Origin of the sequence: Mycobacterium lentiflavum (assembly GCF_022374895.2) — a bacterium.
Lineage (GTDB): Bacteria > Actinomycetota > Actinomycetes > Mycobacteriales > Mycobacteriaceae > Mycobacterium > Mycobacterium lentiflavum.
In genome coordinates, this window is sequence record NZ_CP092423.2 from 1,235,541 (window position 1) to 1,261,428 (window position 25,888).

At 67.6% G+C, this 25,888-nt stretch carries 24 protein-coding genes; 11 read left to right on the forward strand and 13 right to left on the reverse strand.

Annotation, left to right across the window (positions count from 1 at the left end):
- Nucleotides 1-195 precede the first annotated feature (195 nt).
- Together phoU and MJO58_RS06005 are read left to right on the forward strand one after the other, a co-directional pair.
- A complete protein-coding gene (gene phoU, locus MJO58_RS06000; protein WP_090600686.1) occupies nucleotides 196-861 on the forward strand; it encodes a phosphate signaling complex protein PhoU in 666 nt (221 codons plus the stop codon).
- A gap of 59 nt (nucleotides 862-920) precedes the next feature.
- A complete protein-coding gene (locus tag MJO58_RS06005; protein WP_239722285.1) occupies nucleotides 921-3,824 on the forward strand; it encodes an arylsulfatase in 2,904 nt (967 codons plus the stop codon).
- On the opposite strand, the gene MJO58_RS06010 is transcribed toward MJO58_RS06005, so the two are convergent.
- Both MJO58_RS06010 and MJO58_RS06015 read right to left on the reverse strand, forming a co-directional pair.
- Nucleotides 3,821-4,027, reverse strand: coding sequence for a hypothetical protein (locus tag MJO58_RS06010; protein WP_090600688.1), 207 nt, complete (start codon nucleotides 4,025-4,027; stop codon nucleotides 3,821-3,823). The two genes, MJO58_RS06005 and MJO58_RS06010, sit on opposite strands and share 4 nt — an antisense overlap.
- Before the next feature lie 98 nt (nucleotides 4,028-4,125).
- Entirely contained in the window at nucleotides 4,126-4,506 is a 381-nt protein-coding gene (locus MJO58_RS06015; protein WP_239722286.1) for a DUF732 domain-containing protein, read from the reverse strand.
- 143 nt (nucleotides 4,507-4,649) lie between these two features.
- On the opposite strand from MJO58_RS06015, the gene MJO58_RS06020 reads away from it, so the two are divergent.
- Entirely contained in the window at nucleotides 4,650-5,567 is a 918-nt protein-coding gene (locus tag MJO58_RS06020; protein ID WP_239722287.1) for an extracellular catalytic domain type 1 short-chain-length polyhydroxyalkanoate depolymerase, read from the forward strand.
- 82 nt (nucleotides 5,568-5,649) lie between these two features.
- Here the strand turns inward: MJO58_RS06020 and nei2 are convergent, their stop codons facing one another.
- From nei2 to MJO58_RS06035, 3 genes are read right to left on the reverse strand one after another with little or no spacing between them, the layout of a single operon-like run.
- A complete protein-coding gene (nei2, locus tag MJO58_RS06025; protein WP_090600690.1) occupies nucleotides 5,650-6,405 on the reverse strand; it encodes an endonuclease VIII Nei2 in 756 nt (251 codons plus the stop codon).
- A gap of 6 nt (nucleotides 6,406-6,411) precedes the next feature.
- On the reverse strand, nucleotides 6,412-10,974 hold the full coding sequence (locus MJO58_RS06030) for an ATP-dependent helicase (protein ID WP_239722288.1): 4,563 nt from the start codon (nucleotides 10,972-10,974) through the stop codon (nucleotides 6,412-6,414).
- 34 nt (nucleotides 10,975-11,008) lie between these two features.
- Entirely contained in the window at nucleotides 11,009-11,680 is a 672-nt protein-coding gene (locus MJO58_RS06035; protein ID WP_090600692.1) for a TetR/AcrR family transcriptional regulator, read from the reverse strand.
- A 312-nt stretch (nucleotides 11,681-11,992) separates the two neighbouring features.
- On the opposite strand from MJO58_RS06035, the gene MJO58_RS06045 reads away from it, so the two are divergent.
- The 3 genes from MJO58_RS06045 (at nucleotide 11,993) to MJO58_RS06055 (ending at nucleotide 14,039) form a co-directional block, all read left to right on the forward strand.
- Nucleotides 11,993-12,379 carry a hypothetical protein gene (locus tag MJO58_RS06045; protein WP_090600694.1) on the forward strand — a complete coding sequence of 129 codons (387 nt, stop codon included), beginning with the start codon at nucleotides 11,993-11,995 and terminating at the stop codon, nucleotides 12,377-12,379.
- Between the two features lie 431 nt (nucleotides 12,380-12,810).
- Complete coding sequence (locus tag MJO58_RS06050) at nucleotides 12,811-13,248, forward strand: ATP-binding protein (protein ID WP_090600695.1); 438 nt, start codon at nucleotides 12,811-12,813, stop codon at nucleotides 13,246-13,248.
- Nucleotides 13,245-14,039, forward strand: a complete 795-nt coding sequence (locus MJO58_RS06055; RefSeq protein ID WP_090600696.1) for an RNA polymerase sigma factor SigF — start codon at nucleotides 13,245-13,247, stop codon at nucleotides 14,037-14,039. The genes MJO58_RS06050 and MJO58_RS06055 overlap by 4 nt, the downstream gene beginning before the upstream one ends.
- Here MJO58_RS06055 and MJO58_RS06060 read toward each other — a convergent pair.
- The 7 genes from MJO58_RS06060 to MJO58_RS06090 all read right to left on the reverse strand — a co-directional run bounded on the left by MJO58_RS06060 (nucleotide 14,010) and on the right by MJO58_RS06090 (nucleotide 20,475).
- The gene (locus MJO58_RS06060) at nucleotides 14,010-14,432 is read right to left on the reverse strand and encodes an STAS domain-containing protein (protein WP_090600697.1); all 423 of its coding nucleotides are present in this window, start codon (nucleotides 14,430-14,432) and stop codon (nucleotides 14,010-14,012) included. The genes MJO58_RS06055 and MJO58_RS06060 overlap by 30 nt on opposite strands.
- Nucleotides 14,433-14,627: 195 nt before the next feature.
- Nucleotides 14,628-16,430: an acetyl-CoA carboxylase biotin carboxylase subunit gene (locus tag MJO58_RS06065; RefSeq protein ID WP_090600698.1), complete on the reverse strand. Its 1,803-nt coding sequence runs from the start codon at nucleotides 16,428-16,430 to the stop codon at nucleotides 14,628-14,630.
- 131 nt (nucleotides 16,431-16,561) lie between these two features.
- Entirely contained in the window at nucleotides 16,562-16,984 is a 423-nt protein-coding gene (locus MJO58_RS06070; protein ID WP_090600699.1) for a SufE family protein, read from the reverse strand.
- Nucleotides 16,981-17,910, reverse strand: a complete 930-nt coding sequence (locus MJO58_RS06075; protein ID WP_239722289.1) for a sulfurtransferase — start codon at nucleotides 17,908-17,910, stop codon at nucleotides 16,981-16,983. The genes MJO58_RS06070 and MJO58_RS06075 overlap by 4 nt, the downstream gene beginning before the upstream one ends.
- A 14-nt stretch (nucleotides 17,911-17,924) precedes the next feature.
- Nucleotides 17,925-18,572 carry a Maf family protein gene (locus tag MJO58_RS06080; RefSeq protein ID WP_090600701.1) on the reverse strand — a complete coding sequence of 216 codons (648 nt, stop codon included), beginning with the start codon at nucleotides 18,570-18,572 and terminating at the stop codon, nucleotides 17,925-17,927.
- Nucleotides 18,569-18,838, reverse strand: a complete 270-nt coding sequence (locus MJO58_RS06085) for an acyl-CoA carboxylase subunit epsilon (RefSeq protein WP_239722290.1) — start codon at nucleotides 18,836-18,838, stop codon at nucleotides 18,569-18,571. Before MJO58_RS06085 ends, MJO58_RS06080 begins: the two co-directional genes overlap by 4 nt.
- On the reverse strand, nucleotides 18,835-20,475 hold the full coding sequence (locus tag MJO58_RS06090) for an acyl-CoA carboxylase subunit beta (protein ID WP_090600703.1): 1,641 nt from the start codon (nucleotides 20,473-20,475) through the stop codon (nucleotides 18,835-18,837). The genes MJO58_RS06085 and MJO58_RS06090 overlap by 4 nt, the downstream gene beginning before the upstream one ends.
- Nucleotides 20,476-20,514: 39 nt before the next feature.
- On the opposite strand from MJO58_RS06090, the gene MJO58_RS06095 reads away from it, so the two are divergent.
- The 3 genes from MJO58_RS06095 to MJO58_RS06105 are packed head-to-tail and all read left to right on the forward strand — an operon-like array spanning nucleotide 20,515 to nucleotide 23,433.
- A complete protein-coding gene (locus MJO58_RS06095) occupies nucleotides 20,515-22,071 on the forward strand; it encodes an FAD-binding protein (RefSeq protein WP_239722291.1) in 1,557 nt (518 codons plus the stop codon).
- Between the two features lie 26 nt (nucleotides 22,072-22,097).
- On the forward strand, nucleotides 22,098-22,904 hold the full coding sequence (locus MJO58_RS06100) for a biotin--[acetyl-CoA-carboxylase] ligase (protein WP_239722292.1): 807 nt from the start codon (nucleotides 22,098-22,100) through the stop codon (nucleotides 22,902-22,904).
- Between the two features lie 10 nt (nucleotides 22,905-22,914).
- On the forward strand, nucleotides 22,915-23,433 hold the full coding sequence (locus MJO58_RS06105; protein WP_239722293.1) for a PH domain-containing protein: 519 nt from the start codon (nucleotides 22,915-22,917) through the stop codon (nucleotides 23,431-23,433).
- Here MJO58_RS06105 and MJO58_RS06110 read toward each other — a convergent pair.
- Nucleotides 23,388-24,047, reverse strand: a complete 660-nt coding sequence (locus MJO58_RS06110; RefSeq protein ID WP_175364363.1) for a GtrA family protein — start codon at nucleotides 24,045-24,047, stop codon at nucleotides 23,388-23,390. The two genes, MJO58_RS06105 and MJO58_RS06110, sit on opposite strands and share 46 nt — an antisense overlap.
- Before the next feature lie 114 nt (nucleotides 24,048-24,161).
- Here MJO58_RS06110 and MJO58_RS06115 point away from each other — a divergent pair, with 114 nt between their 5' ends.
- A complete protein-coding gene (locus tag MJO58_RS06115; RefSeq protein ID WP_090600707.1) occupies nucleotides 24,162-25,367 on the forward strand; it encodes a 5-(carboxyamino)imidazole ribonucleotide synthase in 1,206 nt (401 codons plus the stop codon).
- A complete protein-coding gene (gene purE, locus MJO58_RS06120) occupies nucleotides 25,360-25,872 on the forward strand; it encodes a 5-(carboxyamino)imidazole ribonucleotide mutase (protein WP_239722294.1) in 513 nt (170 codons plus the stop codon). Before MJO58_RS06115 ends, purE begins: the two co-directional genes overlap by 8 nt.
- Nucleotides 25,873-25,888 lie beyond the last annotated feature (16 nt).

Sequence of the window (25,888 nt, forward strand, 5' to 3'; positions counted from 1 at the left end):
AAGCCTGGTAAACGACGTGGCGCGATCACGTCGTTAGACTATGCGGCGCCGGCGTGAATCAGAGGAGCCGTAAGGCCTCCCTTCGGGGGCTTTCGTCCCTTGCCGGAGGCTCCCGAACCAGACGAACATCGATATCGGGCCGCTCGCGCTTTTCATTCTCCTGCGCGACAACTCGCGTTCAGGGAGGCTTCGCTGATGCGTACCGCCTATCACAGACAGCTGGCCGACCTGACCATGCGACTGGGCGAAATGTGCGGCCTGGCCGGCGTCGCGATGAAACTCGCGACCCGGGCGCTGCTCGAGGCCGACAACGTCGCCGCCGAACAGGTGATCGGTGACCACGAGCGAATCGTGGCATTGCGGGCCGAAGTGGAAAGGGAAGCCTTTGCGCTGCTGGTATTGCAACAACCTGTGGCCAGCGAATTGCGAGCGGTCTTCAGCTCGATACAAATCATCGCGGACGTGGAACGAATGGGCGCGTTGGCGGTGCATATCGCGAAGATCGCGCGGCGAGATCACCCCAAGCACGTCCTGCCCGCCGAAGTCGGCGAGTACTTCGCGGCCATGGCCAAGGTGGCAATTGCGTTGGGCGACAGTGCGAAAAGCGCGCTGATATCGGGCGATCCGCGACAAGCCGGTCTGCTTCACGATCAAGACGACGCGATGGACGACCTTTATCGGGAGTTGTTCGGTGTGCTATTGGATCGGGAATGGCAGCACGGCGTCTCCGTCGGTGTCGAAACGGCATTGCTGGGCCGCTTCTACGAGCGCTTCGCCGACCATGCCGTCGAGATCGGCCGTCGTGTCATCTTCATAACCAGTGGCGTGTTGCCGACCGAGGATGAGATATCCGCGTATTGACGCCGTGAATTCGGTGGCAATCAACCGCCGCGAAGCTCATCGGCGTCTATAAGTTGGTTATGAGCGAAGAACCCGCGCTGGTCATCGTTGCCGGCTATCAAGGCCTCGATGCCGCCCGCCACGACTTTCAAACCCTGACCGACCGCGCCAAGGACAAGAGCCTGCAGCTGCGCGACGCGGTGCTGGTCGGCAAGGACGCCGAGGGCAATCGCGTGTTCGTCGACAACGGCAATCGCCTCGGCCGTCGCGGCGCCAAGTGGGGGGCCGGCGCGGGCCTGGCGGCGGGCCTGCTCTCGCCGGCGTCGGTGGTCACGGCGGCAGCCGGCGCCGCGGTCGGCGCCCTGGCGGGCACCTTGTTGAACCAGAAGGTCAAGGGCGGGCTGTCCGACAAGATCGGCGAGCAGATGGCGGCCGACAGCGCCGTGATCGTTGTCCTGGCGCCCGGCGAATCCCGGCTGGCCGTCCAGCAGGCGCTGGCCGGATCGCCGATGAAATCGGTTGCAGCGCTGGCTCATTCGACATTGCGCGGCTTCGGCGCGGCCCTGGAGGAGGCGATGGGCAAGTTCAACCCGGACCGCACCCGGCTGCCGATACCGCAGCGGCGCTTCGGCGGCACCGTGGGCCGCACCGTCGAGGAGTCGGTGGGGGACTGGACGATCGTGCCGGGCGCCGCCGCGCCCGAGGGCGCGCCGAACGTGCTGATCGTGCTGATCGACGACGCCGGCTTCGGCGGGCCGGACACCTTCGGTGGCGCTATCCGCACCCCGACATTATCCCGGCTGGCGCGCAACGGCTTGGCCTACAATCGCTTTCACGTTACTGCGGTGTGCTCGCCGACCCGCGCGGCGTTGCTGACCGGTCGCAACCACCACCGGGTCGGCTTCGGATCGGTGTGCGAGTTTCCCGGCCCATACCCGGGCTACTCTACGGCCAAGCCGCGCAGTTGCGCCGCGCTGCCGCGGATTCTGCGCGACAACGGTTATGTCACAGGCGCTTTCGGTAAGTGGCATCTGACTCCGGACAACGTGCAGGGCGCGGCGGGTCCGTTCGACAACTGGCCGCTCGGCTGGGGATTCGACCATTTCTGGGGATTCCCGTCGGGAGCCGCGGGCCAGTACGACCCGATCATCAGCCAGGACAATTCGGTGCTCGGCATACCGCAGGGCCACGACGGTAAGCCGTACTACTTCCCCGACGATCTCACCGACAAGGCCGTGGCGTGGCTGCACACCGTGCGGGCGGCCAACGCCACCAAGCCGTGGATGATGTACTACGCGACCGGCGCCACCCACGCGCCGCACCACGTGTTCGCCGAGTGGGCCGACAAGTATCGGGGCCAGTTCGACGAGGGCTGGGATATGTACCGGCAGAAGACATTTGAACGGCAGAAGCAGCTCGGTATCATTCCGCCCGACGCCGAACTCAGCGAGCGGCCCGATCTGTTTCCGGCGTGGGACAGCCTGTCGGAGACCCAGCGCAAGCTCTATGCCCGACAGATGGAGGTGTTCGCCGGGTTCTCGGAAAACGCCGACTGGAATGTCGGTCGCCTGCTGGACGCGATCGACGGTCTCGGCGAGTCCGACAACACGCTGGTCTTCTACATCTGGGGCGACAACGGCGCCAGCATGGAGGGCACCAACACCGGTTCGTTCAACGAGATGACGTTCATCAACGGCCTGGATCTCACCGCCGAGCAGCAATTGGCGCTCATCGAGCAATACGGCGGGATCGAAGCGCTGGGCGACGAGCACACCGCACCGCATTTCGCGAGTGCCTGGGCGCACGCCAACAACACCCCGTATCAGTGGGGCAAACAGATGGGCAGCCACCTGGGCGGCACCCGCGATCCGATGGTGGTGGCCTGGCCCAGCCGGATCCGGCCCGATGCGCACGTGCGCGACCAGTTCACGCATTGCATCGACATTGCGCCAACTGTGTTGGAGGCCATCGGTTTACCGGAGCCGACCAGCGTCGACGGCTTCGACCAGGAGCCGATGGACGGCGTCAGTTTCATCCACACCTTCGACGACTCGGCGGCGCAAGAACGGCACACCGTGCAGTATTTCGAGAACGTCGGCAGCCGCGCCATCTACCAGGACGGCTGGTGGGCTTGCGCCCGGCTGGACAAGGCGCCGTGGGACTTGTCGCCACAGACCATGCAGCGGTTCGCGCCCGGCAACTACAACCCCGACGACGACGTGTGGGAGCTGTACTACCTGCCCGACGACTTCGCTCAGGCCCACGACCTGGCCGCCGAGCATCCGGACAAGCTCGCCGAGCTGACCGAATTGTGGTGGCAGGAAGCCGAAAAGAACCGGGTACTGCCGCTTCTCGGCGGGCTGGCGGTGATGTTCGGCGAGCTGCCGCCGCTGCCCACCACCGCCCGATTCAGCTTCTCCGGCGGTGTGCAGAACATTCAGCGCGGCATGGTGCCGCGCATCTTCGGGCGCTCCTACGCCATCGAGGCGCGGCTGCACATTCCCGACGCGGGAGCGCAGGGTGTGCTCGTTGCCAATGCCGATTTCATGGGCGGGTACGCCTTGTGGGTGGACGAGGAACGCAAGCTGCACCACACGTATTCGTTCCTCGGCGTCGAAACCTATCGGCAGGTATCGACCGAGGCCTTGCCCGTCGGCGATCTCACCGTGCGGATGCTGTTCGAATCCGCGCAGCCTGTCGTCGGTTCGGGCGGACGCGTGACGCTATGGGCCGACGATCGGTTGATCGGAGAGGGCGAGCTGCCTCAGACGGTGAGCCTGGCCTTCACGTCGTATGCCGGGATGGACATCGGCCGCGACAACGGCTTGGTGGTCGATCGTGAATACGAGGACAAGGCTCCCTACGCGTTCACCGGAACCGTCAAAGAGGTCATCTTCGACCTGATGCCGGTTCCGGTGAACGCTGAGCAGGCGCTGCACGAGCACGCCGCGGTCCAAGCTGTCGGACAGGGAGCCGCCGGCTAGCCGTTGTCGCCAGGCAGCACGCGGGTCAAGGCGTCATGAATACCCTGGTTAATGCGATCCGCGGCCAGTGGGCTGGCGAATGGGGGCGGTGCCCCGCAGGTACAGGAAAATTGGTTGAACACCACGTCCGCGTTGGCGGGCGTGGCCAGTCCGACTGTTGCACCCAGAACGAGCGCGCCACCGATTATTATCTTCGCGATCATTTCTAGTCCTCCTTTTGTTCACCTTTTGTTAAAGTGTACGCACGGAAGGAGGCGCAACGGCGTTGGCTCGCCGTTTGTGGTGGTTTGTGGCCGTTTCGTTAGGTCGACGGCGGCGGCGGAGGTGCAGGCTCCGGCGGCGGCTTGTACTGCGGGCAGTAGGCGCGGATGGCCGCGCCGACGAAGTAGCCGGCGTCGTAGTCGGGCAGGCTGCTGCTGTTCATCACGTCGATGACGACCTCGTTCGGCGTCATCCCCTGCGCAAGGTATTCGCAGACCTTCCGCGCTGCCGCGATGGCAGCGGGGACGGACTCGTGGGTGATGCCGTCGGCAATCAGCAGCTGGACGAATTTGTCATCGTTCGCATCGGCGTGGGCGGCAGGGGCCACCCCTGCGCCAAGCACGCCAAGCGATACGGCCATCGCAACGACAAGTCGGGTGCCCGACGGGATCTTCACGGGGCCGGGCTTGGCAATTTTCACGTTTCTCATCATCGCTCAAATCGCGATCGTTGCCAATGTGGGCAAGTCTGGCCGGAAGTTAAACATGGCCGTTTTCAGTGCCGCCATATCGATCACCCGCCCGAGGTGATCGAACCGTCACTGCGGTAGGTAATTTGACCCCCATGCCGTATGGACGATTGCTATCGTCGGCGCTGCTGGCGGTCTGCCTTGTCGGCTGCGGCGTGCAGCACGTATCGGCGGCGACGCCGCACGATCTGGCCGGAATGTTTCGTTCCGGCGGCCTGGACCGCACCTACCTAATGCATGTGCCGCCCGGCGATCCCGTCGGTTTGGTGCTCAGCCTGCATGGAGGCGGCGGCAGTGGAAAGGGCCAGAAGGGTCTGACGGACTTCGACGCCGTCGCCGACGCGAACAACCTCCTGGTGGTTTACCCCGACGGTTACGACAAGAGCTGGGCCGACGGGCGGGGCGCCTCCCCCGCCGATCGCCGCCATGTCGACGACGTCGGCTTCCTGGTGGGGCTCGCCGACAAGCTGCGCAACGACTACAACATCGCGCCCGGGCACGTCTTCGTCACCGGAATGTCCAACGGCGGCTTCATGTCCAACCGGTTGGCTTGCGATCGTGCTGACGTTTTTTCGGCGATCGCGCCGGTGGCGGGCACGCTGGGCGTCGGCGTGGCGTGTAATCCGTCGCAACCGGTTTCGGTGTGGGAGGCGCATGGGACCGCCGATCCGCTGGTGCATTTCAACGGGGGGGACGTACGTGGTCGGGGTGGGCTGAGCCACTCCATCTCGGTCAACAGCATGGTGGACAAGTGGCGTTCGGCCGACGGCTGCCAGGGCGACCCGGTGGCTGCGGTATTGCCGAACGTCGGCGACGGCACCGTCGTGCACCGCATCGAATCGACGGCGTGTGCGGCGGCCACCGAGGTGGTCTTCTATCAGATCGACAACGGCGGGCACACCTGGCCGGGCGGCAAGCAGTATCTGCCCAAGGCGGTGATCGGGCCGACTACGCGAGTGTTGGACGGATCCGAATCGATCGCTCAGTTCTTTTTGGCGCACGCCCGCGACTAGCCGTGGCCGATTCGCATTGTTCGGCAGGATTTCCCGGTCGGGTTAAACAAACTGTTCCTAGCGTTCGTCCGGAGTTTGGGATTCAGCGCTGACACGACGGGCACCAGTAGGCCACCCGGTCGGCGGTGTCGTCGACGTTGATGCGCGTGCCGCAGCGCCGGCAGCTCCGCCCGGCGCGGCCGTAGACCCACAGTTGCCGGCCCGCCCGGGTGTCGCCGGTGGTGCAGCGGTTCCAGCGGAAGCGGTTGGTCCACAGCATGTCCCGGGCTCGCGACACCAGACGGCGCGGGTCGGCGATCGCGCTGACGGGTGCGGTGGGCAAGTGTCCACTGACGAAACACAATTCGTTGCAGTAGACGTTGCCGACCCCGGCCATCACTCGCTGGTCGAGCAACGCCTGGGCCAGCGGCCGGTCCGGACTTGCGACCAAGTTCGCCGCGGCGAGGTCGGGATCCCAATCCGGACCCAGCAGATCGGGTCCCAAATGGGCGACCGCTTCGCCGTCGCGGTCGCGGTCGAGAATTTCGAGCACGCCAAGGTCGATGCCGACAGCACGAATATCGTTGGCTTCCAAAATGATACGGGCGCGGTGGTCTGTGCGCACCGGGCGGTTCCCGACTCGCCAACTGCCGTCCATCTTCAAATGTGAGTGAATGCTGGCCCGCCCGGCCCGGATGAACAGGTGCTTGCCGCGGCTGATCACCTCGTCGACCATGGTGCCGGTGAGGTCGACGGTGGCGAATTGCGGCACCCGGACGTCGCAACGGGTCAGCGTTTGCCCGGCCAGGTGCTCGCGCAGCATGGCCGCGGTGTGCCAGACGGTGTCACCCTCGGGCATCGGTCATCACCGCAGCCGCATGCCGCGCGGGGTGCGCGCGAAGCCCGCTGCCGACAGTGCCTCGGTGACCGGACTCGGGCCGCCGGGCAGCGGCTGCAGTGCCGGCACCCCGTTGATGCGTTCGACGAGGATCGACTCGACGCGCCGGGCGGTGACCAGGTCGGCCAGCCCCTGGGCCGCCGCGTGGTGGGCGCCGGGATCGTCGGTGAACGTCAACAATGACCGGCCGCCGCGCTCGAGGAACCAGGAAAGCCCGCCGTCGACCAGCACGACGAGCGCGCCGGCCTTGCGGCCCGGCCGCGGCCCGTCGGTGGCGGGCCAGGGCAATGCGGCCCCGTACGGGTTGGCGGGGTCGGCGGCGGCCAGCACGACCGCGGCGTATTCGGGTCGCTCCGGGTCGATCCCGTCGAGGTAACTGCGCAGTCGGTCGACGGTCGAGGCGACGGCGAATTGGGCGCCGCCCAGCGACTCGACGAAGTACCCACGCTGGCACCGGCCGGCTTCTTCGAAGGTGCTCAGGACCTTGTACAAAGTGGCGAATCCCCCCGGCACATTTTCCGACACCACCGCGCCTCTGGTCAGCACGCCATGCCGGTTGAGCAGCAATTCGGCTTGGTAGTGGGCGCGCAGGGTGGAATCGGGCTCCGGCGCCGGCACTGCCGACCAGCGCCCGGCCACGGTGGGGTCGGTCGTCCGGGAGTGGGGATGCGCGACGTTGTACCGGCTCAGCCGGGGCGGCCGGCGGGTGCGGTGCGCGGGGGCCGAACGTTTGCGAGTCCCGGTGCCCGTCAGCAGCGCTCGCACCGGGGCGAACGTGTCGCCGGTGATCCAGCCGGCCCAGATCAGTTCCCACAGTGCATCTTTGAGCGCGGTTTCGCCGATCCCGTCGTGGTCGAGCTGCCGAAAGAAGTACGCGCCGCCGCCGGCCAGGGTTTCCAGGATCGCGCGATGGGTGCCGGTGAAGTCGATCTCGTCGGGCGTCGTCAGGGTCAACGGTGCCGAATCGCTGGGGTGCAGCGCGATCCACCCGTCGCTGCCCGAGATCGACCCGGCACCCGACCAGGTGACCTCCCCGGCCGCCAGCAGCTGATCGAGCATCGCCGGTGCATAGTCGGTCACCCGCGACGCCAGCACCAGCGGCTCGAGCGCCGACGCCGGTATCCGCACCCCGGCCAGCTGGTCGATCACAGACATCAGCCCATCGGTGCCGCTGGCGGTGCCCAGGTGATGCCAGGCCGGCAGGAAGCGCCCGTAGGCGGCGGTGCTGACCGGCTCGACCTGAGCGCGCAGCGCGGCCAGCGAACGCCGCCGCAGTATCCGCAAAACGTCTGCGTCACACCATTGTTCGCCACCAACACCGCCGACACCGCCGGAAGCGACCTCGGGAGTGACGAAGTCGCCACGCACCAGTCGGCCTCCAGAAGTCCCTGGGCTGGCCAGCCGACTCAGCACGTCGGCCGTTACCCGCAGCCCCAGCCCGAAGCGGGCGGCGGCCTCGGCGGTGGTGAACGGGGTGCGGGTGCGCGCATAGCGGCCCAGCAGCTCGCCGAGTGGGTCGGCCACCTGCTCGGTGAACGTGGCCGGAACGCCCAGCGGGACGGCCACGCCGACCGCGTCGCGCAGCCGGCCGATGTCCTCGATGGCCACCCACCAGCTGCGGCCGGCGAACGACACCGTCAGCGCGCGCCGGGCGGCGCGCAGGCCTTCCAGCCAGCCGCCCACATCGGCGGCCTCGGACCGCGCGGCGACCTCGTCTTGGGTCAGCGGGCCCAGCAGCCGCAGCAAGTCGGCGACCGCCTCGGCGTCGCGGGCGGCCCGGTCGGCGCTCAGGTGCTGCAACTGGCGGCCGGTCGCGGCGATGACATCCGGGTCGAGCAGTTCGCGCAGTTCGACGCGCCCGAGCAACTCGGCCAGCAGCGTGCTGTCCAGCGACAGGGCTGCGGCGCGGCGCTCGGCCAGCGGGGAATCGCCCTCATACATGAATGCGCCGACGTAGCCGAACAACAGCGAGGCGGCGAACGGTGACGGCTTGGGTGTTTCGGCCTCGAGCACCCGCACCCGGCGGTTAGCGATGCCCGTCATCAAATCGACCAGCGCCGGGACGTCGTACACGTCCTGCAGACATTCCCGGACGGTCTCCAGCACGATCGGGAAGTCGGGGTATTTGCGGGCCACTTCCAGCAACTGTGCCGCCCGTTGCCGCTGGAGCCACAGCGGCGAGCGGCGGCCGGGGTGGCGCCGCGGCAGCAGCAGCGCACGCGCGGCGCATTCCCGAAACCGGGACGCGAACAGTGCCGAGCCGCCCACTTCCGCGGTGACGATCGGGTCGATCTCGTCGGCGTCGAAGACGAAAAGCTCCGCACCAAGCGGTGCGCCCTCTTGGCTGGAGAGCCCGGTGTCGGGCAGATGCACGACGATGCCGTCGTCGGAGGCGGTCGGCTTCTCGTCGATGCCGTAGCGCTCGGCCAGCCGCCGGCCCACCGCCAGCGCGAGCGGGCCATGCACGCGCAGCCCGTACGGCGAGTGCAGGATCACCCGCCAGTCGCCGAGCTCGTCGCGGAAGCGTTCGACCAGCAGGGTGGTGTCGGTGGGCACGGTCCCGGTGGCCGTGCGCTGGTCGTCGAGCAACACCCACAGGTTGTCGGTCGCGTAATCGTTGAAACCCAATGCAGCGCAACGTTTTCCGAATTCCTCGCGGTTCAGCCCGGCAAGGTCGCCGGTGAAGGCGCCCAGCGCCGCGCCGAGTTCGGCGGGGCGGCCGACGTCGTCGCCGCGCCAGAACGGCAGCCGGGCGGGCAGGCCCGGCGCCGGAATCACCAGCACCCGATCGTGGGTGATCTCGGTGATCCGCCAGCTGGTGGCGCCCAGCGAGATCACATCACCAGGCCGCGACTCGTAGACCATTTCCTCGTCGAGTTCACCCACCCGCGAAGGCTTTTCGGCTTCGCTGGCCAGATAGACGGTGAACATCCCGCGATCGGGGATCGCGCCGCCGGACGTGACGGCCAGCCGTTGCGCCCCGGGCCGGGCCGTCAGCGTTCCGCTGTCGCGGTCGTAGACCAGCCGCGGTCGCAGCTCGGCGAATTCGGTGGACGGGTACTTGCCGCTCAACAGGTCCAGGGTGGCTTCGTACACGCTGCGCGGCAGCGTCGAGAACGGCGCGCTGCGACGTACCGTGTCGAACCACCGGTCGGCGTCCAGCGGCTCCAGCGCGGCGGCGGCGACCGTCTGTTGGGCCAGGATGTCGAGCGGGTTGGCCGGCACCCGCATCGACTCGATCTGCCCGGCCAGCATCCGCTGCAAGGTCACGGCGCAGCTGATCAGGTCGGTGCGGTGCTTGGGGAACAGCACACCTTGGGAGACCTCGCCCACCTGATGGCCGGCCCGCCCGATGCGCTGCAGGCCGCTGGCCACCGACGGCGGCGCCGCCACCTGGATCACCAGGTCGACGGCCCCCATGTCGATGCCCAGCTCCAGGCTGGACGTGGCGACCACGGCCTTGAGCAGCCCGCGTTTGAGGTCCTCTTCGACCAGTGCGCGCTGCTCCTTGCTGACCGAACCGTGGTGCGCGCGCGCCAGCACCGTGTCGGCGCCGTAGGTCTGGCCGCTGCCCATGATGTGTGCCGGCGCTCCGCCGGGCACCTTGCGGTTGGCCCTTTGGTTGTCCGGGGCCGACAGTTCGACACCGCTGCGCTCGGCATGAATCTCGTTGAGCCGTGCGGTAAGTCGTTCGGCCAGCCGTCGCGAATTGGCGAACACGATGGTCGAGTTGTGCGCTTCGATCAGGTCGACCAGACGCGCCTCCACGTCGGGCCAGATGGTGTTGTCGGCCAGATTGGCCATGTCGGGCACCGGTACCTGCACGGTGAGCCGGAAGGACTTGGCCGACGGGGGAGCCACGATCGTGGTCGGGGCGTTCCCGGACAGGAACCTCGCCAGCTCCTCGGGCGGGCGCACCGTCGCGGACAATCCGATGCGCTGGGCGGGCCGGCCTTCCCGGAGCTCATCAAGGCGCTCCAGCGACACCGCCAGGTGCGCACCGCGCTTGCCGGCCGCGATCGCGTGTGCCTCGTCGACGATCACGGTCTGCACGCCGGCCAGGGTTTCGCGCGCGGCCGAAGTCAGCATCAGGAACAGCGACTCGGGGGTGGTGATCAGCACGTCGGGGGGTGAGTTGATCAGCTGGCGGCGCTGCGCCGGCGCGGTGTCACCCGACCGGACCCCGACACTGATGTCGGGGGCGGGCAGGCCGTGGCGCTCGGCGATTCTGGTCAGCCCGGCCAGCGGGGTGCGCAGGTTGCGCTCCACGTCGACCGCCAGCGCCTTGAGCGGTGACACGTACAACACGCGCGTGCCGCGCGGCCGTTCGGCCGGCCCGGCCAAAGAGTCCAGCGCCCACAGGAACGCGGCCAGCGTCTTGCCGGATCCGGTCGGGGCGATGACCAGCGTGTTGTTGCCGTCGGCAATGGCGTCCCAGGCCGCCGCCTGCGCGGCGGTCGGGGCGGGAAACGTGCTGTCGAACCACTCGCGCGTAATCGCGCTGAACCGCTCGAGCGCTTCGGTGCTCACCTAGTCATGGTGCCAACAGACACCGACAAAATGTCTACTGCGGTTTATGGCGAGCGGTCGCCATCGCGTGGGCGAGTTCCTCGGGAATCTCGGGCACCCTGGTGATCGCGTCGAGCAGCGTGTGCGCACACGAGTCGGCGAGGCGCTCGGCACTCGTGGTCGGATCCATGATGCGCTGGCGACACAGCTCGAAGGTGAACGCGATCCAGCCGTTGAGGATCACGCGCAGGTCCCGCTCGACATCCGGCGCCAGCTTCGCTCCCGGAACCGCGGCCACGACCTCGTGGATGCGGGTCATGATGTGCTCGAGCTGGCGGTTCTTGGCGTCGTCCTCGACGCCCAGCAGAACCGGGTCGGACCGGCCCAGGCCGACGTAAGCAGCCCAGGCGGCTTCCGGGTTCTGTTCGTGATAGGCCATGTAGGCCAGCACGCCCATCCGTGCCTCTTCGAACATCGTCAACCCGGCCATCGGCTCTTTGTTGGTGGCCTCGTAGAGCCGATCGGCTTCGTCCTTGACGACCGCGGCGAAAAATGCTCGCTTGTCGGGGAAGTAGTGATACATCAGAGCACGGGAGACGCCTGCGCGCTCGGCGATCTCGTCGATGCGGACCTCGTCGTAAGGCCGCTTCCCGAAGACTTCCGCCCCTAACGCAAGCAGTTCGGCGCGCCGATCCTCAGGGGACAGCCGCCTCCTAGCCGTTGGCATGTGTCAGATAGTACTCACGAAGACCGGCAGACAATTCAGCTTGCGTTTATCCGGTGTAAGTAGCCCGTCGCAGGTAGGCCTTCCACGCGTCCGAACCGGATTCCCGCCCGCCGCCGGTTTGCTTCTCGCCGCCGAACGCGCCGGGCAGAAATGGACGCGGCCGCCGCGGCGGTTGGGGACGTGTTGGCGGCGCTGAATGGGGGTACTTGACCGGCAGCCGGGCGCGCAAAGAAACTGCTTATGAAGCTGTAACTAATCCTTCGTTGCGGACGAAACAGTTAACGCAGTCAGCGCGGGATATGAGGTTCTCCAATGCCTAAAGCAGATGAGCGGTCACGGGGTGATCGCCTGGGTTCCGACGACGGCGAGGTGCGCGCCGCCATCCGCTTTACCGTCTTGGCGGCGGCCGCGGGAGTCGGATTCATCGTGATGGCAGCCTTGTGGGTCAGCACCTGTCCGGGAACGGGGGTCGACACGGCGGCCTGCGGGGTGCCGCAGCGAACCCTGCTGGCCGTCGGGGGGCCGCTGATTCTGTTGGCCGGCGGGCTGTGGGCGTTTGTGCGCACCTACCGGGTCTGGCGGGTCGAGGGCACCTGGTGGGGATGGCACGGCGCGGGCTGGTTTTTGTTGACGCTGATGATTGTCGCGATCTCCATGGGTGTTCCGGCAATCGCCGGTCCGGCGCTGGGGGTCCCATAATGAGGGCGCGACGCTAGGAGCAGCCATGCTGCCTTCGGCACCGGATATCAGCACGAGGGCATGACCGCAGGTGTGACGGCGATTGTCGGCACGGTGGTGGGCCTGTTGTGGCTGGGGGTCAGGCAGTCGCCTGACAGCTGATTCCCGGCGCGGCCGGCCCCAAATTCGTGGGTTATGCGCCCCCGCGAGTGGGTATCAGGTCTAAACCATGATGAGCGCCGGTGATGATTCTGCGCGCAGCGCCTACGCGATGAAAGCGATGCGCCTTAGCGTGTGTGTCTCCGGGTTGCCGGTGGTGTCCGGCGCGCCCACGTCGAGTGACATGCCCGGCCGCGATGAGGGCTAACCGGGTGGGCTGTCCCGCCCGGAGCGCTCTTAAGCGAGGGTCTTAAGCGAGGGGTAGTGTGAGCCAAACGTTGCCGGGAGACCATATGACCGATGCTGGATTGCGCGCTGACAAGCGTCAACGCGGCCACAGAGCCGTCGAATTGCATGTTGCTGCGCGCCTGGAAAACTTGGCGATGCTGCGCACGCTGGTGGGTGCGATCGGCACCTACGAAGACCTGGATTTCGACGCCGTCGCGGATCTACGGCTCGCGGTCGACGAGGTGTGCACGCGGTTGATCCGGTCGGCCACCCCTGACGCCACCCTGATCGTGGTGGTCGACCCGCGCGCAGATGAATTGGTGGTCGAGGCGTCCGCGACCTGCAACACCCACGACGTGGTGTCGCCGGGCAGCTTCAGCTGGCACGTCCTGACGTCGTTGGCCGACGACGTCCAAACTTTCCACGACGGTCGGGAACCCAATGAAACCGGCAGCGTTTTCGGTATTACGCTGACGGCGCGACGGGCGGCCGCTAGCCGGTGACAGCGCAAGCTGACGGCGGTTCGGGCTCCTCACGCCCAAACGAATACGCCGATGTTCCGGATATGTTTCGTGAGTTGGCCACCGTCGCAGCCGACTCGGCAGAATTCCAGCGCCAACGGGACAAGATCGTCGAGCGGTGTCTGCCGCTGGCCGATCACATCGCCCGCCGGTTCGAGGGCCGCGGCGAACCACGCGACGACCTGGTTCAGGTTGCGCGAGTGGGATTGGTCAATGCCGTGGTGCGCTTCGACGTCGACGCCGGATCGGACTTCGTGTCGTTCGCGGTGCCGACGATCATGGGTGAGGTCCGCCGGCACTTCCGGGACAACAGCTGGTCGGTCAAGGTGCCGCGGCGACTCAAGGAGCTGCACCTGCGGCTCGGGAGCGCGACCGCCGACCTGTCGCAACGCCTCGGACGAGCGCCCACCGCAACCGAACTCGCCGCCGAGCTGGAAATGGACCGCGCCGAGGTCGTCGAAGGTCTGGTAGCGGGCAGCTCGTACAACACCCTGTCCATCGACAGCGGTGGGGGCGGCGGCGACGAAGAGGACGCGCGTGCCATCGCCGACACGCTTGGTGACGTCGACGCCAGCATCGATCGCATCGAGGACCGCGAGTCGCTGCGTCCGTTGTTGGAGAGCCTGCCCGAGCGGGAGCGAACGGTGCTGGTGCTCAGGTTCTTTGAGTCGATGACCCAGACGCAGATCGCCGAGCGAGTCGGCATCTCGCAGATGCACGTATCGCGGCTGCTGGCTAAATCGCTAGCGCGTCTCCGTGACCAGTTGGAGTAGCGGCCGCGCCTCGGGACCCGCGGGCCACGCGACCCGCTCCAGCAGCGGCTCCTCGATCGGCGTCGTCACAGGCAGGGTGCCGTCCGGGTCGCACACGCGCAACAGCCGCGTCACCGCAGGGCTGGGCACCATCGCCCAACTCAGCTGGGCGCCCGAGCACACCACGTTGATGCGGTGTAGTGCTGAAAAGCCAGCAGTACCAATGAAATCCAGATTGCGCAGGTCGAGGATCACCCGCTTGGCCCGGCGGGCATTGCGCTGGACGTAGATCGCGAGCTGATCCGAGTTCGCGGCGTCGAGTTCACCGTCGACCGTGATGACCGTGCCCGACGCGCTCCAGGTGGCGCTGAATTGGGCTGTTCGGCATTGTTGCCAGGATTGGGTCACAGACATTGCTTCACTCCCTCAAACCGAGGATTGGTGTGAGGACTCGCCAGCGATCCGTAGCGCTGAAAGGAGGGAATTCGCCTTCCGCGCGGCGCTCGCGTAGTCCGGGCGGCTGTGAACTCAACCTGACTCGAACCCTACCCCCGGTACCGGAGGCCGACAACGTTTACCTAGCTCATTCCCAGGAAGCCAGGTCAGGGCCTACTTGATTTCGGCGAGCACCGTGCCCTGGGTAATGGCGATGCCGGCTTCCACGGCAAGGCCGGTGATGGTGCCGTCCTTGTGGGCGGTGACCGGGTTCTCCATCTTCATCGCCTCCAGGACCACCACCAGCTCCCCGACTACGACCTGCTGGCCCTCCTCGACCGCGACCTTGACCACGGTGCCCTGCATCGGCGCGGTGACCGCGTCGCCCGAGGCTGCCGCGCCGCCGTGCGCGCCGCGCTTGCGGGGTTTCGGCTTCTTGCGCACGACGCCGGCGCCGGTCACGCCGGTACCGCCACCGTTGGAGAGCGCCAGATCGCCGGGCAGCGACACCTCGAGCCGGCGGCCGTCGACCTCGACGACCACCTTTTGCCGGGGCTGAGTCTCCTCCTCGTCGAGCGGCTCACCGCCGGTGAAGGGCTCGACGGTGTTGTCCCACTCCGTTTCGATCCAGCGGGTGTGCACCGCGAAACTCTTCCCGTCGCCGATGAACGCCGGGTCGGACACCACGGCGCGGTGGAACGGGATGACCGTGGCCAGGCCCTCGACGTGAAATTCGTCCAGCGCGCGGCGCGACCGCGCCAGCGCCTCCTCGCGGGTGGCGCCGTACACGATCAGCTTGGACAGCATCGAGTCGAACTGGCCGCCGATCACCGAGCCGGCCTCGACGCCGGAGTCCAGCCGCACGCCGGGGCCGGTCGGGATGTCGTAGCGGGTGACCGGGCCGGGTGCCGGCAGGAAGCCGCGGCCGGCGTCCTCGCCGTTGATCCGGAACTCGATCGCGTGCCCGCGCGGTGTCGGGTCCTCGGTGATGTCCAGCTTTTCGCCGTTGGCGATCTTGAACTGCTGCAGCACCAGGTCGATGCCCGCGGTCTCCTCGGTGACCGGGTGCTCCACCTGCAGACGGGTGTTGACCTCAAGGAACGAGATCAGGCCGTCCTGGCCCACCAGGTACTCGACGGTTCCCGCACCGTAGTAGTGCGCCTCTTTGCAGATCCGCTTGGCCGATTCGTGGATCTCCTTGCGCTGCGCGTCGGTGAGGAACGGCGCCGGGGCCTCCTCGACCAGCTTCTGGAAGCGGCGCTGCAGCGAGCAGTCGCGGGTGCCGGCGACGATGACGTTGCCGTGCTGGTCGGCGATCACCTGGGCCTCGACGTGGCGCGGCTTGTCCAGGTAGCGCTCGACGAAGCACTCACCGCGGCCGAACGCCGCGACGGCCTCACGGGTGGCCGACTCGAACAGCTCGGGGATCTCCTCGATGCTGCGGGCCACCTTCATGCCGCGGCCGCCACCACCGAAGGCCGCCTTGATGGCGACCGGCACGCCGTACTCCTGGGCGAAGGCCACCACCTCGTCGGCATCCTTGACCGGGTCGGGGGTGCCGGGCACCAGCGGCGCCTGGGCGCGGGCGGCGATGTGGCGGGCGGTGACCTTGTCGCCGAGATCGCGGATCGACTGCGGGCTGGGCCCGATCCAGATCAGGTTGGCGTCCAGGACCGCCTGGGCGAAATCGGCGTTCTCCGACAGGAAGCCGTAGCCCGGGTGGATGGCGTTGGCGCCGGACTTGGCCGCCGCGTCGAGAATCTTGCCGAAGTCCAGGTAGGACTCGGCGGAAGTCTGACCGCCCAGGGCGAACGCCTCGTCGGCCAGACGCACGTGCGGCGCCTCGGCGTCGGGCTCGGCGTACACCGCCACGCTGGACAGGCCCGCGTCGCGGGCCGCCCGGATCACCCGGACAGCGATTTCGCCGCGGTTGGCGACGAGCACCTTGGAGATCCTTGAGCTGGCGTGACTGGCCACTGCGCCTCCTGTTTTGGCCTATCGGCAGAGATTGTTCTGCGTGCGTCTCTAAGAGAATTTCTTACAACGATTTCGGGGGAAGTCTAAGCGCCGCGCCGTCGGGACGAAGAGGCGGTGTCGGTATTCGGGGGTTACTCGGCGGTATCTCGCAGCCGCCTTTTGATACGGGCCAGCATCGCCGACATGCCCCGCAGCCGCAGCGGGCTGATCAGAGCGGCCAGCCCCAGCTCGCTGTAGAAATCCTCGGGCACCGCCAGGATCTCGGTTGCTGGTTGCTCGTCGAGGCCGGCGGCCAGGATCGAAGCGAATCCACGGGTGGTGGGTGCTTCGGCGGGAGCGCTGAAATACAGCCGCACCCGGTTCGGGTCGTGCGCGTCGACATGCAAGAACAGCGGCGACTGGCACTCGGGAACCGGTTCCATCGCCGCTTCGGCCAAAAAGGGCGGCAGGGCTGGAAGTTCATCGGCATATTCCAGCAAGAGCTTCAGCTTGTCCTGACCCTGCACTGCGGCGAAGTCGGACACCACCTCGGCTAGCGGAGCGGGCAGGGTCATCGGGCCGGTACGGCTCCCGGTGCCTGGCCTGGTGCCTGGCCCGGTGCCTGGCCTGGTTCCGAGCCCGCGACGATCGGCACCCGCACGGTGTTGCCCCACTCGGTCCAGGACCCGTCGTAATTGCGGACGCCGGGCTTGCCCAGCAAGTGGGTGAGTACGAACCAGGTGTGGCTGGACCGCTCGCCGATGCGGCAGTAGACGACCGTCTTGTCGTCGGGTTGCAGGAATCCATACAGCTCTTCGAGCTCTTCGCGGCTGCGGAACCGGCCGCTCTCGTCGACCGCCTTGCCCCACGGGATCGATCGGGCAGTGGGAATGTGGCCGGCACGCAGCGCGCCCTCTTCCGGGTAGTCGGGCATGTGCGTGCGTTTGCCGGTGTATTCGTCGGGTGAGCGCACGTCGATCAGCGGCTGGCTGCCCAGGATGTCGAGCACGTCGTCCTTGTAGGCGCGGATCGGCGCGTCGTTGCGGGCCACGACGGGGTAGCCGGTCGAAGTCTTGGTCGGCACCTCGAGGCTGGTGTCGCGTCGCTCGGACAGCCACAGGTCGCGTCCACCGTTGAGCAACCGCACATCGGGATGGCCGAACAACGTGAAGACCCACAGCGCGTAGGCGGCCCACCAGTTGCTCTTGTCGCCGTAGATCACCACGGTGTCGTCGCGCGAGATGCCCTTGCGGTCCATCAATTCCGCGAATTGCTCACCGGAGATGTAGTCGCGGACCCGCGGGTCGTTGAGGTCGGTGTGCCAGTCGATCTTGACCGCGCCGGGGATGTGCCCGACGTCGTAGAGCAACACGTCTTCGTCGGATTCGACGATCGCCAGGCCGGGCGAGCCCAGGTGGCCGGACAGCCAGTCGGCGGTGACGAGGCGTTCGGGGTGGGCGTAGGCCGACAGCGTGGGGCTTGAATCGGGAGGTAGCGGCACACGGCAAAGCCTACTCAGCGCCGAGGTTCGGCGTTGTCCGCCCACAGTGCCGCGATGGATAGGCCCGCGCGGCGCAGCAGCACCCGGGTCAGCGGCAGTCCGATGCCCACTACGGCCGACGGATCGCCGTCGACGCCGTCGATGAACCAGCCGCCCAGGCCGTCCAGGGTGAAGCCGCCCGCGACCCGCAGTGATTCGCCGTCGGCGAGGTAGGCCTCCAGGTCGTCGGGCTCCGGTGTTCCGAAATGCACTGTGGTGATTGATGTTTGCGCTTCGCAATGGACAATGTTGTTGTCCTGCAGACGGATAACGCAGTGACCGGTATAGAGCTGGCCGGAACGCCCGGCCATCGACTGCCAGAGTTGGCGCGCGGCCTCGACGGATTCCGGCTTGCCGCACAGCCCGCCGTCGAGGTGCAGCATCGAATCACAGCCGATCACAACACAATCGGTCGCGACGGCGGCATCGAGTTCACCGGCCACCTGCTCGGCCTTTGCCTGGGCCAGCGCACAGACCACGTCGCCGGGCGAGGCGTCGGGTCCCAGATTGTCGATCAGGCGATCCTCGTCGACGCCGGAGACGACGACCAGGGGATCGATGCCCGCCTGGCGCAGCACCTTGAGGCGGCCGCTGGAGGCCGACCCGAGTACGACCCGGGTCATCGCTGCATGTGGATGCGTTCCTGCAGGGTGATGCGCTGGTAGTTGCTGATCGCATAGCGCAGCTTGTCGACCGGAAGGCCCCAGCGGGTCTTTTCCGGTTGCTCGGGCGCCGCGCCACCCCCGGCACTGCCCAGCACGGTGATCAGCGCGGCCACCTCCGCGGCGGTGGGATGACCCCGCAGAATCTGGATGTGCGGCGCGTGCGCGGAGTTAGCCGCCCCGGTGGCCTCGTCGCCCGCGGGGGCTGAACCGTTCGTCTCGCTCATAGCGGAATATTCCCGTGCTTCTTCGGCGGTAGGTGGGAGATCTTGCGTTCCAGCAGCCGCAGCGCCGTGGCGATATACCCGCGGGTGTGCGACGGCGGGATCACCGAGTCGACGTAACCGCGCTCGGCGGCGACGTACGGGTTGACCAGGGTGTCCTCGTACTCCTGCTGCAACTGCAGCCGCAGCTCGTCGACGTCGCGGCCCTCGGCGGCGGCCTGCTTGAGCTGCTGGCGGTAGACGAAGCCGACCGCGCCCGAGGCGCCCATCACCGCGATCTGCGCGGTCGGCCAGGCCAGGTTGACGTCGCAGCCCATGTCCTTGGACCCCATCACGCAGTACGCGCCGCCGTAGGCCTTGCGGGTGATGACGGTGATCTTGGGGACGGTGGCCTCGCCGTAGGCGTACAGCAGCTTGGCGCCGCGCCGGATGATGCCGTTGTATTCCTGGCCGGTGCCCGGCAGGAAGCCCGGCACGTCCACCAGCATGATGATCGGGATGTTGAAGCAGTCGCAGGTCCGCACGAACCGCGCCGCCTTCTCGGAGGCGTTGATGTCCAGACAGCCCGCGAACTGAGTGGGCTGGTTGGCGACGATGCCGACCGGCCGGCCGTCGACCCGGCCGAATCCGACGACGATGTTCTGCGCGTAACCGCCCTGAATTTCCAGGAATTCGTCGTCGTCGAGGATGCGGGTGATCACCTCGTGCATGTCGTAGGGCTGGTTGGGCGAGTCCGGGATCAGTGTGTCCAGCTCGAGGTCCTCTTCGGTGAGGTTCTCCTCGATCGGACCCTCCGGGGCCGGCACCGCGTAGCGGGGTGGGTCGGTGAAGTTGTTGGGCGGCAGATACCCCAGCAGGTCGCGGACCCAGTCGAAGGCATCCTGCTCGCCGGAGGCGACGTAGTGCAGCGTGCCCGACTTGGCCATGTGGGTGTGGGCGCCGCCGAGTTCCTCCATCGTGACGTCCTCGCCGGTGACGGTCTTGATGACGTCGGGCCCGGTGATGAACATCTGGCTGGTCTGGTCGACCATCACGACGAAGTCGGTCAGGGCGGGGGAGTACACGTGCCCACCGGCCGCCGCACCCATGATCAGCGAGATCTGCGGGATGACGCCCGACGCCAGGATGTTGTTGCGGAAGATGCGGCTGTACAGGCCCAGCGAGACGACGCCTTCCTGGATCCGCGCGCCGGCGCCGTCGTTGATACCGATCAGCGGGCGGCCGGTCTTGATGGCCAGCTCCTGGACCTTGACGATCTTCTCGCCGTAGACCTCGCCCAAGCTGCCGCCGAACACCGTGGCGTCCTGGCTGAAGATACAGACGTCGCGGCCGTCGATGGTGCCGTAGCCGGTGATCACACCGTCGCCGAGCGGGCGGTTGGCTTCCAGGCCGAAGTTGGTGCTGCGGTGCTTGGCCAGCGCGTCGAGCTCGACGAACGAGTCCTCGTCGAGCAGGGCGAGGATGCGCTCGCGGGCGGTCAGCTTGCCCTTGGCGTGCACCTTCTCGACGGCCTCTTCACCGACGGGGTGCAGCGACTCCTCCCGGCGCTTGTGCAGTTCGGCCAGCTTGCCCGCGGTGGTGTGGATGTCGATGGTGTGCTCGGCAGCGGGTTCTGCAGTGTGGTCGGTAACGCTCGTCATGGGAGTCGAGCTTAGCGGCGGGGATAGGCTGCGCTGACTATGGGCACGGTGCAGTGGAGCAAAGAGTGCGACGTGCTGGTCGCGGGGTCCGGCGGCGGCGGGGTCACGGGTGCCTACACCGCGGCGCGCGAAGGACTCGAGGTGGTGCTGGTCGAGGCGACCGACAAATTCGGTGGCACGACGGCATACTCCGGGGGCGGCGGCGTCTGGTTTCCCTGCAACCCGGTGCTCGTCCGGGCCGGTATGGACGACGACACCATCGAGGACGCCCTCACCTACTACCGGGCCGTGGTCGGCGACCGCACCCCGCGCGACCTCCAGGAGACGTTCGTTCGTGGTGGCGCGCCGCTGATCGAGTACCTGGAAGAAGACCCGAACCTCAAGTTCGTGCCGTTGCCCTGGCCCGACTACTACGGCAAGGCGCCGAAGGCGCGCCTGGACGGGCAGCGCCACATCGCCGCCAAGCCGTTGAAGGTGGCCGCCGCTCCCGAATTGCGCGACGCGATTCGCGGGCCGCTGGACACCGACCGGCTCGGCGCCGAAACCCCGCCCGACTACTACCTCGGCGGCCGCGCGCTGATCGCGCGTTTCCTCAAGGCCATCGAGCAGTACCCCCGCGCGTCGCTGCAACGCGACACCGCGCTGGTCGAGCTGGTGATGTCCGACGGGCGGGTTACGGGAGCGATCGTCGAGACCGCCGGCGAGCGCCGCGCCATCCGCACCCGGCTGGGCGTGCTGCTGGCCGCCGGCGGTTTCGAAGCCAACGAGGAGTTGCGCCGCGAATACGGCGTGCCGGGCGTGGCGCGAGACACCATGGGCGGCCCGGGAAGTCGCGGTCTGGCGCTGCAGGCCGGCATCGCCGCGGGCGCCGACACCGACCTGCTTGACCAGGCGTGGTGGTCACCGGGCATGACCCATCCCGACGGCCGCTCGGCGTTCGCGCTGTGGTTCACCGGCGGCATCTTCGTCAACCAGCACGGCGATCGGTTCGTCAACGAGTCGAGGGCCTACGACCGGGCCGGGCGCGAGATCATCGCGCAGCTGCAAGACGGCTCGATGTCGTTGCCGTACTGGATGATCTACGACGACAAGGAAGGCGAGGTGCCGCCGGTCAAGGCCGCCAACGTGTCCATCGTCGAGACCGAGAAGTACGTCGCCGCCGGGCTGTGGCACACCGCCGACACCCTCGAGGAGCTGGCCGCCAAGATCGGGGTCCCGGGGGATCGGCTGGCCGCAACGGTGGCCCGGTTCAACGGTTTTGCCGCATCCGGCGTCGACGAGGACTTCGGCCGCGGCGACGAGGCCTTCGATCGCGCGTTCTCCGGAGGCGCCTCGCCGCTGGTCGCCATCGACTCACCGCCGTATCACGCCGCGCAGTTCGGGCTGTCCGATCTGGGCACCAAGGGCGGCCTGCGCACCGACACCGCGGCGCGGGTGCTCGACACCTCCGGCAAGCCCATCCCCGGTCTGTACGCGGCGGGCAACACGATGGCCGCGCCCAGCGGGCTGGCCTATCCCGGCGGTGGCAACCCGATCGGGACCAGCATGCTGTTCAGCCACCTGGCGGCACTGGACATGCGAGATCGCCGCCACTGAGCTCCGGCCCTCTAGGCTGGACGTCGATGGATCGCGACTCACTGAGGCCACCACTGGATGCGGCCGCGCTGCGCGCCGAACTCGTCGGGAGCGGATTGGGTTGGCGGCGACTCGATGTCGTCGAGCAGACCGGTTCCACCAACGCCGACCTGCTGGCTCGCGCGGCCGACGGCACCGACATCGCCGGAGCGGTGCTGATCGCCGAACACCAGACCGCCGGTCGCGGACGGCACGGCCGCGGCTGGTCGGCTTCGCCGCGGGCACAGGTCACGATGTCGGTGGCGGTGAGCGTCGTCGACGTTCCGGTCACCGGGTGGGGCTGGCTGCCGCTGGCCACCGGAGTAGCGGTGGTCGACGCCGTGACCCCGCTGCTGGCCGGGGTGGAGGTCGGCCTCAAGTGGCCCAACGACGTGCTGGCCGGGGGTGGCAAGCTGGCCGGCATCCTCGCCGAGGTCGCCCGGCCGGTCGTGGTGATTGGATTGGGGCTCAACGTGACTCAGGCACCCGAGGAGGTCGACGGGCCGGGCGCGACCTCCTTGTTCGACCTGGGCGTGGCCGCCCCCGACCGCGGTCAGCTGGTCCGCGCGGTGCTGCGCGAGCTCGGCGGGCGGATCGTCGCGTGGCAGGCCGCTCGCGGGGCCGACTGGCAGTTAGCCGCCGACTACCGGGCACGCAGCCGGACCATCGGCACCCGGGTGCGCGCACAACTGCCCGGCGGCAAGGAAATCGTCGGGACTGCCAGCGGAATCGACGATCACGGCCGGCTGTGTCTGGAGGCCGGGACCGAGACCGTCGTCGTTTCTGCCGGTGACGTCGTGCATTTGCGGGGCTAGTGTCACCCGCATGAGCTATCCCGATAACGCCCTGGCCGCCGGCGAACAGGTTGTCATTCATCGCCATCCGCACTGGAAGCGATTGATCTGGCCGGTGGTGATCTTCATCCTGGTGACCGGGCTGGCGGCGTTCGGGTCGGGCTACGTCAACTCAACGCACTGGGAGCAGATGGCCAAGAACATCGTCCACGGCGTCATCTGGGGGATCTGGTTGGTGATCGTCGGCTGGCTGACGCTGTGGCCCTTCTTGACTTGGCTCACCACACATTTCGTCGTCACCAATCGCCGGGTGATGTATCGGCACGGATTGCTGACCCGCAACGGGATCGATATCCCGCTGGCGCGGATTAACAGCGTGGAATTCCGGGACAAGATTTGGGAGCGACCGTTTCGCACCGGGACGCTGATTATCGAGTCGGCGTCACAGGATCCGTTGGAGTTCTACAACATTCCGCGGCTGCGCGAGGTACACGCGCTGCTGTATCACGAAGTCTTCGACACCCTGGGTTCCGAGGAGTCACCGAGCTGATTGATCCGGTTACGCCGGTTGCGCCAGGAGCGCAGCAGCGTGACGTTGCCGTCCTCGATCTCGTCCTCGAGCATTTCGGCGATGCCGCCCGCGGTGAGGGCCGATTCCAGCGCCTTGTCGGGGTTGCGCGCGAACTCGTCGGGGAACACCCAGCGCCGGAACGCCCAGAAGCGGAACGCCATCTGCAGCAGGTTGCCGATGATGTAGGCCGAGATGAAGTCCGCGATGTTCTCCACGGTCAGCGACACCATCGGTTCCCGTAGCTGCAGGACGTAGCTGGAAATCCACAGCGGCGCCATGCTCAGCAGCACCCCCACGCCGCTGAACGCGAAGAACAGCAGCGCCTCGTGATGACGCTCGCGGCCGCCTCGGTCGCGGAAGCTCCACTCCCGGTTCAGCACGTAGGACGCGATGACCGCGACGATGCCCGCGATCACCTTCGCCGTCACCGGCTTGGTGTCGAGAATCGTCAGCTTGAGCGTGTAGAAAATTGCCGAGTCGATGATGAAGGTGGTGCCCCCGACGATGGCAAATTTGATGAATTCATGATGGCGCTGTGCATAGGGCTGAAAGGCCTGGGGCAAGCGCGCGATTGTGGCATCGGCAAAGGACACAACACGTGAGTGTACGGACGGACTCGAAAACGGCGCAAAATGGTACCTAACAATTTCGCGTCACAGCCGGTCAACACGCGTTCAACGAAGCAACCAGCGTCCCGTGACACGATAATGGCCGTGCCGAGTACACCCAAACCGTCGGTCGCCATGGTCGGCGGCGGTCAACTAGCCCGGATGACGCACCAGGCCGCGATCGCGCTGGGGCAGAGCCTGCGAGTGCTGGCTCTGTCCGCCGACGACCCCGCCGCCCAGGTCACCCCCGATGTGGTGATCGGTTCGCACACCGATCTGGAAGACCTGCGCCGGGTCGCCGCCGGCGCCGACGTGCTGACTTTCGACCACGAGCACGTCCCGACGGAGCTGCTGGAGAAGCTGGTCGCCGACGGCGTCAACGTGGCACCCCCACCGCGGGCTTTGGTCCACGCCCAGGACAAGCTGGTGATGCGCCACCGGCTGGCGGCCCTGGGTGCCGCGGTGCCGCGCTACGCGGGCATCGCGAACCTCGCGGAGCTGGACGCCTTCGCGCGGCGCATAGATGGTCCGGTGGTCGTGAAGGCCGTCCGTGGCGGTTACGACGGGCGCGGGGTGCGGATGGCGCGCGACCCATTGCACGCCCGCGAAATCGCGGCCAGCTTTCTGGCCGATGGGGTGCCGGTGCTGGCCGAGGAGCAGGTGGACCTGCGGCGCGAACTGTCGGCGCTGGTGGCGCGGTCACCGTTCGGCCAGGGTGCGGCGTGGCCGGTGGTGGAGACCGTGCAGCGGGACGGGATCTGCGTCCAGGTCGTCGCGCCCGCACCGAACCTGCCGGAGCAGGTGGCTGCGGGCGCACAGCAGCTGGCGCTGCGGCTGGCCGCCGAACTCGGCGTGGTGGGGGTGCTCGCGGTGGAGCTGTTCGAGACCGTCGGGGGCGAGCTGCTGGTCAACGAACTCGCGATGCGGCCGCACAATTCCGGGCACTGGACCATGGACGGGGCGCGCACCAGCCAGTTCGAACAGCATGTGCGGGCGGTACTGGACTACCCGCTCGGCGACACCGACGCCGTCGTCCCGGTCACGGTGATGGCGAACGTCCTGGGTGCCGCGCAGCCGCCGGAAATGACCGTCGACGAGCGGTTGCACCACCTGTTCGCGCGGATGCCCGACGCCCGGGTGCACCTCTACGGCAAGCAGGAACGGCCCGGCCGCAAGGTCGGCCACGTCAACTTCCTCGGCACCGACATGGCGCAGCTGGCCGCGCTGCGGAAGCGCGCCGAGCTCGCGGCACACTGGTTGTCACACGGGCAGTGGACGGACGGATGGGATCCGCATCATGAGTGAGCCTCGCGTTGGCGTGATCATGGGCAGCGACAGCGACTGGTCGGTGATGGCCGACGCCGCCGCGGCCCTGGCCGAGTTCGACATCCCGGCCGAGGTCCGGGTGGTCTCGGCGCATCGCACCCCGGGCGTGATGTTCGACTACGCCCGCGGCGCGGCGGACCGGGGCATCGAGGTGATCATCGCGGGCGCCGGGGGCGCCGCCCACCTGCCCGGCATGGTCGCGTCGGCGACGCCGCTGCCGGTGATCGGGGTGCCGGTGCCGCTGGGCCGGCTGGACGGCATGGACTCTTTGCTCTCGATCGTGCAGATGCCCGCCGGCGTCCCGGTGGCCACGGTCTCGATCGCAGGCGCCCGCAATGCGGGGTTGCTGGCGGTCCGGATTCTCGGCTCCTCCGACCCCGCGCTGCGGGCCCGGATCGTGGCGTTCCAGGAGCAGCTGGCCGACAGCGTGCGGGCCAAGGATGAGGCCCTGCAAGAGCTGCAGGGTAAAGTTACCCACGAGTAGCAAGAGGGCTAGGAGT